This window comes from Vibrio sp. 10N.222.52.C3, assembly GCF_041474195.1.
GTDB classification, from domain to species: domain Bacteria; phylum Pseudomonadota; class Gammaproteobacteria; order Enterobacterales; family Vibrionaceae; genus Vibrio; species Vibrio crassostreae_C.
On sequence record NZ_JBFRTQ010000062.1, the window covers coordinates 35,893 to 49,499 of the forward strand.

The 13,607-nt window shown below is 41.6% G+C and carries 12 protein-coding genes and 1 pseudogene; 4 read left to right on the top strand and 9 right to left on the bottom strand.

Annotated elements, in window-relative coordinates; genetic code table 11:
* The 3 genes from AB4517_RS10895 to AB4517_RS10905 all read right to left on the bottom strand — a co-directional run.
* On the bottom strand, positions 1-1,409 hold a 1,409-nt coding region (locus AB4517_RS10895), incomplete at its 3' end, for a TcfC E-set like domain-containing protein (RefSeq protein ID WP_372148333.1).
* Positions 1,409-1,936 (bottom strand): hypothetical protein, encoded by a 528-nt coding sequence (locus tag AB4517_RS10900; RefSeq protein ID WP_372148334.1) that lies wholly within the window; start codon positions 1,934-1,936, stop codon positions 1,409-1,411. The genes AB4517_RS10900 and AB4517_RS10895, both read right to left, overlap by 1 nt.
* 62 nt (positions 1,937-1,998) lie before the next feature.
* Complete coding sequence (locus AB4517_RS10905; RefSeq protein WP_372148335.1) at positions 1,999-2,529, bottom strand: hypothetical protein; 531 nt, start codon at positions 2,527-2,529, stop codon at positions 1,999-2,001.
* A 467-nt stretch (positions 2,530-2,996) separates the two neighbouring features.
* Here AB4517_RS10905 and AB4517_RS10910 point away from each other — a divergent pair, with 467 nt between their 5' ends.
* From AB4517_RS10910 to pyrC, 3 genes are all read left to right on the top strand, one after another.
* Positions 2,997-4,961: an adhesion domain-containing protein gene (locus AB4517_RS10910; protein WP_372148336.1), complete on the top strand. Its 1,965-nt coding sequence runs from the start codon at positions 2,997-2,999 to the stop codon at positions 4,959-4,961.
* Between the two features lie 286 nt (positions 4,962-5,247).
* A complete protein-coding gene (locus AB4517_RS10915; protein WP_017059962.1) occupies positions 5,248-5,406 on the top strand; it encodes a YqaE/Pmp3 family membrane protein in 159 nt (52 codons plus the stop codon).
* A 192-nt stretch (positions 5,407-5,598) separates the two neighbouring features.
* Positions 5,599-6,627 carry a dihydroorotase gene (pyrC, locus tag AB4517_RS10920; protein WP_108099514.1) on the top strand — a complete coding sequence of 343 codons (1,029 nt, stop codon included), beginning with the start codon at positions 5,599-5,601 and terminating at the stop codon, positions 6,625-6,627.
* Positions 6,628-6,780: 153 nt separating this feature from the next.
* Here pyrC and AB4517_RS10925 read toward each other — a convergent pair whose 3' ends face one another.
* Complete coding sequence (locus tag AB4517_RS10925; RefSeq protein ID WP_372148337.1) at positions 6,781-7,686, bottom strand: DUF808 domain-containing protein; 906 nt, start codon at positions 7,684-7,686, stop codon at positions 6,781-6,783.
* 175 nt (positions 7,687-7,861) lie between these two features.
* Between AB4517_RS10925 and AB4517_RS10930 the strand changes: the two genes are divergently transcribed.
* On the top strand, positions 7,862-8,788 hold the full coding sequence (locus AB4517_RS10930) for a M14 family metallocarboxypeptidase (RefSeq protein ID WP_017064294.1): 927 nt from the start codon (positions 7,862-7,864) through the stop codon (positions 8,786-8,788).
* A 205-nt stretch (positions 8,789-8,993) separates the two neighbouring features.
* Here the strand turns inward: AB4517_RS10930 and AB4517_RS10935 are convergent, their stop codons facing one another.
* The 5 genes and pseudogenes from AB4517_RS10935 to AB4517_RS10955 all read right to left on the bottom strand — a co-directional run bounded on the left by AB4517_RS10935 (position 8,994) and on the right by AB4517_RS10955 (position 13,549).
* A complete protein-coding gene (locus tag AB4517_RS10935; RefSeq protein ID WP_171732749.1) occupies positions 8,994-10,601 on the bottom strand; it encodes a BCCT family transporter in 1,608 nt (535 codons plus the stop codon).
* Between the two features lie 486 nt (positions 10,602-11,087).
* Positions 11,088-11,660, bottom strand: coding sequence for a malate synthase (locus tag AB4517_RS10940; RefSeq protein ID WP_017070684.1), 573 nt, complete (start codon positions 11,658-11,660; stop codon positions 11,088-11,090).
* A 236-nt stretch (positions 11,661-11,896) separates the two neighbouring features.
* Positions 11,897-12,088, bottom strand: a pseudogene (locus AB4517_RS10945) (cache domain-containing protein); the annotation flags it as partial.
* Positions 12,082-12,468 (bottom strand): nuclear transport factor 2 family protein, encoded by a 387-nt coding sequence (locus tag AB4517_RS10950; protein WP_372148338.1) that lies wholly within the window; start codon positions 12,466-12,468, stop codon positions 12,082-12,084. The gene AB4517_RS10950 and the pseudogene AB4517_RS10945, both read right to left, overlap by 7 nt.
* A gap of 265 nt (positions 12,469-12,733) precedes the next feature.
* Positions 12,734-13,549, bottom strand: coding sequence for an FRG domain-containing protein (locus tag AB4517_RS10955; protein WP_372148339.1), 816 nt, complete (start codon positions 13,547-13,549; stop codon positions 12,734-12,736).
* Between the last annotated feature and the right edge of the window lie 58 nt (positions 13,550-13,607).

The window sequence follows — 13,607 nt, forward strand, 5'->3', positions numbered from 1 at the left end:
CTATTATCATTTTCACTATCAAATTTTGTGTAAGATACACTTAAGTTATAAATCCCCACATCAAAATTATAAAAACTAGATCCATCGTCAAATAATCCTGTTACTGCCGATATTCTGGACACTTCCCCTAAAGATAAGTGACCACCAACATAATTATAATTATCTTCCCCTGTAATAAACGAACCTGCACCCAGTGCAAAAAAATCCGTAACTTGATAGCTCAATTTCCCATTGGTGAACATTGGACTTTCATAATTATCATAAGCAAAGTTGATGGATTTCTGGTCAAAATCGTCCTCTAGTCCCGTATTCGTCAGGTCTCTTGATAAATAACCGGCTGTAATATGATAATCTAGTTCGCCGGTTTTAATCGACGAAGAGCTTGTATTGACTATCAACCTATCTTCTGTGTAAAACTCTTCACTGCCATCAAATATTCGAATTGTCGCAGTATAAGTACCAGATGGTAGCTCGTTATAGTCAAAGTATTCTTGCCCTGCATCCACATTACGACTTAATAGAACACGGCCTCTATCATCATTAATTTCTAGTCGACCAGCTCTTGAAATGTTCAAATATACTCGTCTAGAATTAGGAGATGATTTTTTTACTAGCTCTCTCGTCGATCCAATCGACAACATGTAACCAGAAGTTTTGCTGCCATTTTCTAAAAACTGAGTACTATTCCAAGAGCGTTCTTGGTATTTATACCCGACAGAGAAACGAGTATTACCACCAACATAGTTATACGATGAGTCATCCGAACTGAAACCATTGACATCACTAAAGTTTAGATCATTATGCAAATAGCCATACTTGCCAAAACCTGCATAATTTTCATGTTGATAAGAATAAGACGATGTATAATCAGTGTTGTCGCTATAAGAACCAGATAGATTCAAACCATGTGACATAATGATCGCGTTTTGATCGATCTCTTCTTTTACAAATTTTATTTCTGACTCTTCTATTATCTCAGTTAAGAATTGTGAGTTAACATGAATAATCAATGATTGGCTATCTGGCACATAAACAAAATCATATAAATCAGGTAGTAGACCACATTCACTTCGATAACCTTTACAATCTAGGCTCGATTCAACCCCATTTACCAGTGTTGTTGCCATCGCATCGCTAACATCTTTCTCAATACCAAGTTCATTCGCCAATGCTTGTGCTACAAGTTGTTTTTGTGAAGTGGGAATTCTTACTTCATCACCCGAGATGAAAGCTTCCGAATAGAATAATTTGTTGTTATCAGCCGAGAGAATTAGTGGCATTCTTATCAACTTCTCTTCAAACATATCTTCAAATCCATCTGGAATATTTGCGACGGATTTTGAACTATATATTATGGCCAAGAAAAATATGATAATTAAGTTTAAACCAAACCAAAGTCTAATAAACATTATAGTTGAAGCTCCACATTGAACGTAATACGACCATTGCAATCTAATGGCTCATCACTCGGTATATTTTTATTTGTCACTAATTCAAATTCATTGGTAGAGTTTTCATATTCAGTATTTTTAATATTATTAAATTCAAAGTTTGGTATATCTGAAATATCAGAGTAATGTTTTCTATCGATATAGAGATCGACAAAATCATCATACATAGTCTCACCGCTATCGTTGAAAACACATTTAGAAGTGAACTCTGATATGTTATAACTGTATTCAAACGAATCCCCAGAGCTTGTTGGTATATTCGTTCTAATATAAGAATAAAAACGCCCATTTAGAAAGGTTTCGTTCTCACTATCATACTTCAGTGCAATAAACTCATCAGATAAATCTACATTTATAGAATAGTCATACAAATTCGCTCTATTTATTTGTGTATTTACTGGAAATGAATAGCTTTCATAGCCAAAGCTATTGAAACTAAAAATAACAAGCAATAATAGAAAGAAATAATTTATATAGATATTCATTTTCATCAGCCTAAAAAAACAAGGCACTTAATTAAGTGCCTATCAAATAATGAGATTTTTTCTTATGGCAAAGTTGCAATCATATCAACGTTAACGATAACTTCTGTACCAGCAATATCATCTGGATTTGAGTGTGCTGTATCGTTAGCAACATACAGTTGAATCGTATCGCCTGTTGAAAGTTGAGTTGAAGCTAAGTATTCAGCTGCAGTAAGTTCCGTCGCTGAAAGGTTATCGCCGACGACAATGTTAGGCTGTACTTCACCCATTAAAGCTGGAAGCACATTTACTTGTGATACCGTCCAGTTAGCTGGAGTTAAAGCCCCAAGCACAGCCCCCGTGTAGTCATGCGCTTCCAAAATAACAGGTTTAGTTGTTTCGAACGTACCGTCAGCGTTCACCTGTAACGTACCAACAAAAGAAGCAGAGTCTTCACTACCGCCCGCACCAGTAACAAGGATGTCACCGTTGGTTACAAAACCAGGAACAAAGCCGCTGAATACTGCAGAACCAGTAGAGGTATCGCCAGGTGCAGAAAAAGCTGGAACAGATGTAATTGCAGATAGCAGTGTAATAAGTGTTAGTTTTTTCACTTTTATTTCCTTCGATATATTCATAATATGATTAGTTAGCCCCTTGCTAACTTCGGGTGTATGATATGCAATGAATAAACGTTTTGGTTAGCAAATAAAGAAAAGTGACCTTCCGATATGCCTAGTGGATATTTGAGCAAGAAAACCATTCACCTAAAAAATAACCTAGGCATTTAATTCCTTAGGTTACTCATTCGCTAATTTAGTAACTGGTATTAGATCCCACCTTCGGTCTTATCTTATAAAAGTAGTTATTCACATGAACAACCCCACTTCAATATAAATACTAGAGACGTATAACAGTTTGAGTTTTAACTTATATCATTGCTAATAGCGCCAGCTGTCAACTAGGCACTCACCAGTGCCAGATACTAGCTCGTGCTAATTTAAAGTGATTTAGCCTTGTTAGAATACGCAAATAAATAATGGGCTGTGCTCTCTTTGCTTAATTCCCATAACATTCACTAATGAGTATTAAATACATGATGAGAATAAGTACATACGCACCTTTTCATAAATTATCCCTGTCAGTAGCGATATCATTGGCGCTGTTTGGGTGTGGTGCATCTAGCGACGAAGCGACTACTAACTCCAAACCCGAATCTCCAACATCAGGAGATACCCTTTACTATGCTCAGGATGTAATTCGTCAAAGCACTCCCACAAATACCTTTTTTGTTGATTTGTCGAATAATATGGAGTCATCTGATGATTCGTCAGTTACATTAACGACAGTTACGTCTTTGAATAATAGCTATGATTGTAATGTTGTATCCCAAAATGCCAATGGCTTCACCATTAGCGCTCAAAGTGCAAAAGTGTGCGACTACCGCTATCGAGTTGGCGCTGCGCTACCTTCTGACATCGCTATGAGCTCCCATAGTAACTATGGAGAGGCGCGTATTAGCGCTACTTCAGCAACATCAGGAGATGGTTTTGCTGAAGCGACAGTTCGTGCGGCTGTCGGTGAGTCAACTGAGCAACTTACACCGATTTCAGGACTAACCTCCTCTTTCACATCTGTACAAATAGATATCGCTAAAGAGCTTGGGAACGCGGGGTACTCTCTAGACACAAGCACATATGCATTAGCAACCACGGTTACATTGCCTAATGGTGATGCGACAAATTCAACTGCTATTGCAAACACATCAACTAATACGATTGATTACACCCCAGGAGATGGCATACCAAGCGGCGTAGAACGCATCCTATATAGCTATAGTGATGGTTCAAGTGTGTTAGCTGGTAGTATTGATATCGCGGTCTCAACAGACACAAACAGTGCACCAACAGCAGAATCTCGCAGGAAAATCAGTTATATAGATCCAGACTCTGGTGACGAGGTAGCTAAAATTCCTTATGGTAAACAATTAAGGTTCAATGTTACGGATCTTATAAGTGACCCTGACGGTGATACTCTTCATCTCGTTGACATTTACAGCTTTGGTGCAACCATCTTAATTCCAAACGATGCCAACAACGATGGTAATCTTTTCAATGATACTGAGTTTGATTTCACTAGTACCCAACCTGGAGAAACATCTGTGTCCTATGTTGTGTCTGATGGAAAAGGGGGCTATGCCACAGGAATTTTGCAAGGTTACGTCGGTAACCCATATGAGCCAATCGTCTCAGTGAATATCTACCTACCACCGTTGATGTACGCAGATGCTAGAGATGCTGAAATCATCGCCACACCTCAAGTTGGTAACGGTACTACCGCTTTAAATGGTATCACCACGGCTTCTCACGATTGGCACACTGCTAATTCCTTGTGCCAAGCTAGAGGAGCACGATTGCCAACGGCGATGGAACTTCAAAGCCTATATGATGATGGCAATACTAGTGGCCGTTTGTTTACTAATCACAACTGGCCAATTGACGTTAACTACTGGGCTAGTGACCAAGGAACAAGTGGAACTAGCTATCATCGTTCCGTAAACATGGCAGATAGAGTTGTTAGTACAAATGATGTCAATTCGAGTGTTCGATTTACTGCTTGCGTCGATGAAACACCTCCAGGGTATCCAATTAAATTCCTTGGTGATGACATTGGTAATGATTATCTATTTGATACTCGTATCAATGCTCAAGTGACGTTTGGCTGTGGGTTTATTGTAGATTCTATCTCGCAGGTAGGAGGTGCTCGTATTGGAGGCACTGGCGGAGCCCAACATACAATAAACGTTGCTGACATAGGTAGAGTTAGAGCTCTCTGGGGACCCACAGAGTTTGGGTCTGGAAACGATATGTCTCGACTCTTTCTATATAATAAATCTGGTGGCTTACTGTTAACCTGTGGTAACAAATCTTACTCAGGTCACTATAGCGATGAATATACTCTAACCGCAGATGAGCAGTTAACAGGCTTTAGGGCCACAGGAGACAGCTACCTAAATGGATTAGAGCTTTGGGTTGATACCGAATAATCCTAAGACGCTAGCGTTAAACTAGTTATTCGTAACTAGTTTAACGCTAGACTGCACACTATTTATGTTTCAATTTAAACAATTTCAACTCAAACCTCACTATTACATCCAATCTAACTTTAGTCGAACTGGCAGGCATTAAACACTTGATACTAGGCTAGTATCTTGAGATGTTTAGCTTTCTATCTTGATACATTAAGGCAGCAATGCAGTAACACTCTCGAGACGTTCTATAATATGAACACGTTTACCGCATTGAACTTTCATTGAATAAAAAGGATTTATCATGAACAAACTCGTCATTATCATCTTATGTGTACTGCTTCCGCCTGTTGGCGTGTTCTTCGCTCGCGGCGCCGGGAAAGATTTGGTGATTAATATCATTCTTACTTTCTTCTTCTGGGTTCCAGGAATGATCCATGGTCTGTGGGTAGCCACCCGCTAACCCTTATTAACAAATAGATACCGAATAAAATATCCATAAAAACAAGCTCCTAGCCATGAAGAGTTAAAAATAGGATGAAATGAAAGTACTTTTCCACTATCATCCTGTCGCCTAAACGTAAGCGATTGCTTTCACAGATTTCGCTGAGTTTAGGCTCCAACTACATAACACTTCAAATGGTGGGAGCCTTCAATGACACAACTTACGATTACTCGTCCTGACGACTGGCACGTTCATCTACGCGATGGCGAAGTATTAAAAGATACAGTTCGCGATATCAGCCGTTACAATGGTCGAGCGTTAATCATGCCAAATACCATCCCACCGGTAACCGATACCGAAATGGCTCTTGCTTACCGTGAACGCATCATGGCAGAGCAGCCAAGTGAACAATTCCAGCCTCTAATGGCACTTTACCTGACAGACAACACAACACCTGACGAAATTCGCAAAGCGAAAGAGTCTGGTGCAGTAGTCGCTGCAAAGCTTTACCCAGCAGGCGCGACGACTAACTCTGATTCAGGTGTAACTTCAGCTCAAAAGATTTACCACGTACTCGAAGCAATGCAAGAAGTGGGTATGTTGCTGCTGGTACACGGTGAAGTAACGGCTCACGATGTTGATATCTTTGACCGTGAAAAAGAGTTCCTAGACACAGTGCTAGCACCGATTGTTAACGACTTCCCTAACCTGAAGATCGTTCTAGAGCACATCACGACGGCAGATGCTGCGACTTTCGTTAAGAACGCTAACGAGAACGTAGCGGCAACCATTACTGCTCACCACTTGCTTTATAACCGCAACCACATGTTGGTTGGCGGCATTAAGCCACACTTCTACTGCCTACCTATCCTTAAGCGCAACACACACCAGTTAGCACTTATTGAAGCAGCAACAAGCGGTAGCAAGAAGTTCTTCTTGGGTACAGACTCTGCACCACACGCTAAAGGTGCAAAAGAGTCAGCATGTGGTTGTGCAGGTTCATACACTGCGCACGCAGCAGTAGAGCTTTACACTGAAGTGTTTGAACTAGAGGGTAAGCTTGAAAACCTAGAAGCGTTCGCGAGCCACAACGGCCCAGACTTCTATGGCATGCCACGTAACTCAGATACCATCACTCTAGTTAAAGAAGAGTGGAATGTTGCTGAAACCATGCCTTTCGGTTCAGACATCGTTGTGCCAATCCGTGGCGGCGAGACGATTGCTTGGTCTGTAAAATAAACGCTTAGTCGGTAAATAAGCGCTCATGTTGAAAAATAAGAGTGTGGTGTTAATTAAACACGACCCATTAGACTAAAAGGGGCACCATAATGATTATGGTGCCCCTTTTTCGTTTCGTGGAGAGAGGGGTTTATTAAGACCAATAATGAGCGATTACTTACCGCGAATTTTCTCTATCACAGTCCAAACAGCAACAACGATCAATCCAGCTAAAACCCCAATCACACCATTCAACAGCGTTGGTACCACCGCGGTTGCAATCGAATGTCCACTGAAGTCCATAATAATCGGTTCAATTAAATGATGAATCGCAGGAACGTTGTGCACCACAATACCGCCGCCAACCAAGAACATCGCCGCAGTACCGACCACCGCAAGCGTCTTCATTAACTTGGGCGCAAACGCGACTAGCCCGTTACCCAATCGAGTTTTAATGCCACTGCCATTCGATGTTCGCTGGAGATAGAAACCTAAATCATCCAGCTTAACGATCCCTGCCACTAAGCCATAAACACCAATCGTCATCACAACCGCTATCAAACTCACCACAAGAATCTGAGTCACGATACTTGTACCCGTTACGGTACCCAGCGCAATTACAATGATTTCCGCAGATAAGATAAAGTCAGTCCGAATCGCGCCTGCTACCTTTCTCTTCTCATACTCTTCAACAGATTCACCCGAGCTGCTTTCCTCATCTTTCTCTTCGTGTTGATGAGCATGAGGAAAAAGCTTTTCTAAGATTTTCTCTGCCCCTTCAAAACAAAGAAACAGACCACCAATCACCAGTAGTGGCATGATCAACCAAGGAATGAATGCACTGATCAATAGTGCTGCCGGAACCAAAATCAGCTTGTTTTTAAATGAGCCTTTTGCGACCGCCCATACCACTGGGATTTCTCTTTCAGCAGAAACACCGGATACCTGCTGGGCGTTAAGGGCTAAATCGTCACCTAATACGCCTGCGGTTTTTTTAGCGGCTACCTTAGACATCAATGCGACATCATCCAACACGGTTGCAATGTCATCTAACAGTGTTAGTAAACTTGCTCCAGCCATTTTGTTGTCTCTTTATAAAGAATTGAACCATCAATAAAATGTAACACCATCAATTCACTCATCAAAGTTATGAGTCTGTAAAAAATAAAGTCACAAGTTGTGTTTTCTATTGCTGTCTCTGTTAGACAGGAATAATCTGTCTTAATCTTTCACGAACATAAAAGAAAAAGTATAGATGAAAAGTGAATCTACCTACCCGATTGGTAAGCCAGGGCAAAAATGGCAACAAGCAGAACGTGAAGCATGGTTAGCTCAACGAACGGTTAAGCGTGAATACCAGCAAGAAGTTGTACCAAAGATTAAAGCACTTGCAGACCGCTTTGACATCGAACAATACGGCGCACTGAGCTACGACGAAGCTCGCTTCCCACTCTTCGCTATCAAGAGCAAAAACTGGGACGAGTCAAAGCCGACGATTCTGGTAACAGGTGGTGTTCACGGTTACGAAACCAGTGGCGTGCATGGCGCGATCAAATTCGCTGCGACTCAAGCAGAAAAATACACGGCGCACTTCAACATTGTTGTCGCACCTTGTGTGAGCCCTTGGGGCTACGAAGTGATCAACCGCTGGAATCCAAATGCTGTTGATCCAAACCGCTCTTTCTACGACGGTACGCCAGCAGAAGAATCAGCAAACCTACGAGCTCTAGTAGCGTCTCTGCCAGAAGTATTGGTTCACGTTGACCTGCATGAGACGACTGACTCTGATGAAACTGAATTCCGACCTGCACTCGCAGCTCGTGATGGCATTGAGTACATCGAAGGTATGATCCCAGACGGTTTCTACACTGTTGGCGATACTGAAAACCCACAACCTGAATTCCAAGCTGCTGTCATCGCTTCAGTTGAAAAAGTAACCCACATTGCGCCTGCGGATGACGAAGGCAAGATCATTGGTTCAGACGTCACTCAACACGGCGTGATCAACTACCCAATGAAGAAGCTTGGCTTATGTGGCGGCGTGACTGACTGTAAGTACGGTACAACCACAGAGGTTTACCCAGACAGTGACAAAGTAACAGACGAAGAGTGTAACGATGCTCAAGTTGCTGCTGTTGTTGGTGCTTTGGATTACGTTATTCAGCACGAATTGAACGCGTAAGCGTAAACCCGCTCATAGCTAGAACCGGGCACCTAGACTAATAACTAAGAGCCAAGAACTAAAAGAGCCACAAATGACTACTCACTTGTGGCTCTTTTTTGTTTCTCTTTCGCTGATGTCTTCTACGGCATAAAAAAGCTCCCTTGCACGCGGTGCAAGGGAGCTTTGAATCTGCTGATTAGAGTAAGTTCCTATCTAGAGGTACTTACTTAGTGGCCGGAGTAACCGTTTCTTGCCCTTTACCGACTTCTGTCAGTAGGCCTTTCAACAAGCTCACACAACCAATCAAAAGAATGATCGTAAACGGCAGTGCTGCAATAATCGTAATAGATTGCAGAGCTTGGATTGATTGAGTACCACCAATCCACAGCATCACCATCGCGATAGCACCTGAGATAACCGCCCAAACGACTTTCTGTTTCACTGGCACTTCTAATTTACCACCCGCCGTCATGCCATCGATAACGATAGAACCTGAGTCCAACGTTGTAACGAAGAACACGATGATCAGCGCGACTGCGAGAACAGACAGAATGCTACCGAACGAGTAAGCATCTAGCATGTAAAACAAGCTTAGAGATACGTCTGTAATGCCTTGGTCGAGGCCAAGTTGCCCCACCTGATTAATCACTTGCTCGATAGCTACGCCACCGAAGATAGACATCCAAGCTGAAGTCACCAATGTTGGGATAATCAATACGCAAAGTAGGAATTCACGAACCGTACGGCCTTTAGAAATACGCGCTACGAACATACCGAAGAAAGGTGCATACGCTACCCACCATGCCCAGTAGAACACAGTCCAACCATGCAGCCATGTTGTGTCTTCACGACCCGCACTTTGGCTCAAAGCTACGATATTTTTCACATAGCCCGTTGCCGCCGTTGCCATTGAATCAAGCACAGTTGTGAAGTTCAATACAGCGATAAGACCAAGGAATATGAATGCAATAACCATGTTCAGGTTACTTAGGAACTTAACACCACCGTCCATACCACGTAGTACAGAGATGATCGCCAAGCCCATGATCAGAACGATGATAGATTGCTGAAGGAAGATGTTGTTTTCCAAGCCGAACACGTGGCTAATACCACTTGCTGCTTGTGTACCACCTAAGCCCAATGAAGTCGCAAGGCCAAACAGAGTAACCAGTACGGTTAGAACATCGATTACATCACCAGTTTTGCCCCACACACGCTCACCCAGAATTGGGTAAAACACAGAACGCATTGATAGCGGTAAGCCTTTGTTATAAACAAAGTACGCCAGACAAAGCGCCGTCATGCCATAGATAGCCCATGCATGAAAACCCCAGTGGAATACGGTTGCGCCTAGCGCCAGTTCACGACCAGCGGCTGTGAAAGGTTCTGCGTCTAATGGCGTTCCGAACCAGTTAGTGAAGAACGCAGTTGGCTCTGCAACACCCCAGAAGATAAGTCCAATACCCATACCTGCTGCGAATAACATCGCAATCCAAGATGACATTGAATAGTCCGCCGTCGCGTCTTCGCCACCTAAACGGATTTTACCCAACGGTGAAAAAGCAAGAACAACAGCAAACGCTAGCATTATGTTAGCTCCCCACATAAACAGGAAGTCAAACTTTGATAGAACAGCACCCTTAATAGAATCAATTGCAGCTTTAGCATCTGCAGGAGGAAGAGCAAGAAGAGTGATGATGAAGAGAAGAGATAAGCCAACTGAGGCTACGAAAACTGTGTTATGGACATCCATGCCCCATTTACTGACGTTGTCTTGACCAACTTGATAGTCAGTAGAATCAATACTGTACTTTTTTGATTTAAAACTCATAAATTATGATGTTCGCATATCCGATTCAACGAATATAAGGACGCTCTCCATATCCAACTACTACTTGATTGGCTCGCCGCATCGCCTAAATAAAAGGCAATAAAAATCACAATAGTTAGTGATAAATGGACTTACTGGCTCAATCCCAAGGCGCGTATTATAGCACAGCTCAAAGCATTTTGACTGAGATTTCGCTCAATAGTCGCCCAAACCACCGTTGACAATGATAGTTAACCTAATAAAAACAGAATAAAACAAAAGAACAAAATTATTTAAATACAACAACTTAAATCAAAACCACACACTGTAACGTCACATCCAAAATTTCTGCATATAATTTTGATAATCGCCCAATTTACTTATAGCTCTAATAAAAAAGCCCCGCTATAGGGGCGGGGAAAGTTACCAAAGGTAAAAGAGAAATCAGTGCTCAAATGTCAGTGCTGCGTCTCACAGATCAGCACTGCACATTTCAAAGACAGTTCGTTAGATTGCGAAGCAAAAACCTAGGTTATAGTCTTCACCATTTTTCGCCGTGAACTCTTTGTCTTCACTTGATGCATTCGGGCGGCCACTTTCATCGCCTTTTACTAAGCTCACCCAGTGACGGATGCCAGAAGAACGGCTCGCCTCAGTTTGACCAAACGTGGTGCACGTCTCTAATTGGATATCTTGAATATCAACCAACTCCAGGCGGCCAGTGCCTTTACGAGCACCGATTGTCACTTCAACGTGCGTACCGCTTTCATCACGGAATAGGATTGCTGAAGGCTTAGATTTATCACCTGTGTAAGCCACAAAGTGTTTAGCGCGTTTCAAACCTGTGTGTTCACCGTTTTTGAAATAAACCTGAACGTGTCGGTAGTCAATCTCGTAGCTCACCGCGTCTTCGTGTGAACCCGCCTCAAGAGGAAATAAAGTATCAAGCAACTGTTTCGCCATTTTCTGTTTTTCGAGTTGCTTGTCTGCTTTCACCATTTCGACGGCAAAGACAGCTTCAGCAATAAATGTTGAATGGTTTCTGTGAAGTTCTGTTTTGTCTAGTGTCAGCATATTCATAGTCTATCCCTCGTACGGCTTTAAATTTCATTTAGGTCAAACATCCCAATAGACCCTTTTCAAAATTGTTCTTTACTGTGTGGTTTCCATGTTTTTCATACTACTGTTATTTTTGAAACAATTTCACAACAAAAATTACACAGTGTGAATTTTACTAAATTGCTTTTTTACACAAACCGGCATTTCGAGCCCCCAGCCCTTTATTTAAATGGGTTGAGGGTTCCGTAGAAACGCGTTTACGTGTTGTTTGAATTTGTGTAATAACCCACCCCAACCAACTTATTGTCGATAACTCGATAGTAAGTGTGCTTAGTTTCCACTTTGCTCGACAGCGGATTTAACCATCGATAGGTGTAAACGCCACGACCATTTTCTTTGGCTCGATTTAACATCTCAGTAAGAATTGGCTTATCGTCAGGGCTTAGATTTTTACGCTGATTTTTCCATCTTTCAGAGTAAACACGTCGACCATGCGAGCTTCGATGATGCTGCCATCCGGGTTCGTAGCAGAAAACGTTGATTCACTCACCGCGCGGTCACCGCACACAAAGTGGACAGGGTCGCTCCAAGCTGCATCTGGAAAGTTCTGCCAAACCAATTCAAAGCTATTTCGAACCGCTTCGTACCCTTCGATAGTGTTTCCAAACAAGCCTTCTCCTGCCACCGTGTGGAATACACTGTCTTCTGTCATGAAAGACATCAGCGCTTCAATATCATGGTTATTCCACGCATCACTGAATGACTGTAAAAAGGCGGTGTCGACTTGGTTTTCCAGCACGAATGTCGATGCATTGGTTTGCATATTCATATTCCAGAATCCTTTATGTTTTCGTTATTGGTTTAAATTTCAGTAGCTTTGCGCCACTTTTTTATTAGAGTGTTTAAACTAGATCTGTGAAAATTTAACAATTTAATAACAAGATTCATCACTCTAACTTCGAGTTAGGTTATAAACAATCTCTAAGCTCACAGATTTCATCTTTTTATACATTAATTGGTGTTCTAATTTTATTTATCCTGTAACTCACTAGATTTATATGAGCTCTAAATAAAATCAGTAGAAATATTAGACTTTAGTCGAAATCAAAATCTTGATGATACTTTCGGCCATACTGTTCAAGTTGACGTTCATGAGTATTAACCTGCAATTCAATATTTCCGTCACCTTTATTTATTACTTGATTGTTATCTACATGGGCTTCATTTTTTAAATCCGTTAGTTTCTCTTCGACATACTCTGTCGGTTCATTTAAAACGTTCATGGATATTAACTCCTTTATCAGGTTTACTTTTACTGATGGAAGAATATGAACGGACACTAGACCGTTTGAATATTCTTTCTCATCGTACAGAGGCTGAATGGCATCATTGCCACCTTCCTTAAATGGGTGAATGGAATACCACTTGTCCTTGCGCGGCTCTTGCTGATCGCAATCCGCCACATTAAATATCTGAGTTTTGTTGATATTACACGGCGAGCTAAAAACACTAACCCGCTGATAATCAATAGCTTTAATTATGTTTATGCAGTCTTTACTTTGGCTGTGACACACCGACCAAAGCGCATTTAACAGGTTATCGGTCCATTCCAGTAAACGGGTGGGAAAGCCCTGCTTTTTGGCTAAACACATCAATAACCAGTCATTTATGTCGTTAGAACTCAGCGAGTGACCACCGTAAACTCTCACTGTTGAAAGCAACTCTTGTTCGACACGGCGTATGTTCTTACGATTGGAACGGCCTAAACTTGGCATTAGATTATTATTTTCATAATCACACACGTTATACATCAAACCACGTTGGTCACTGCATTCATTCATTAATGAATTAATTATTTTATACAGCTCTTCGAGTGAGCTTATATAACGTTTATTGTTCACAGTATGCATGTAATAGGTCACTTAATTTAAATTTATTACAATTAAAAATTAACTATCATGGTTAATC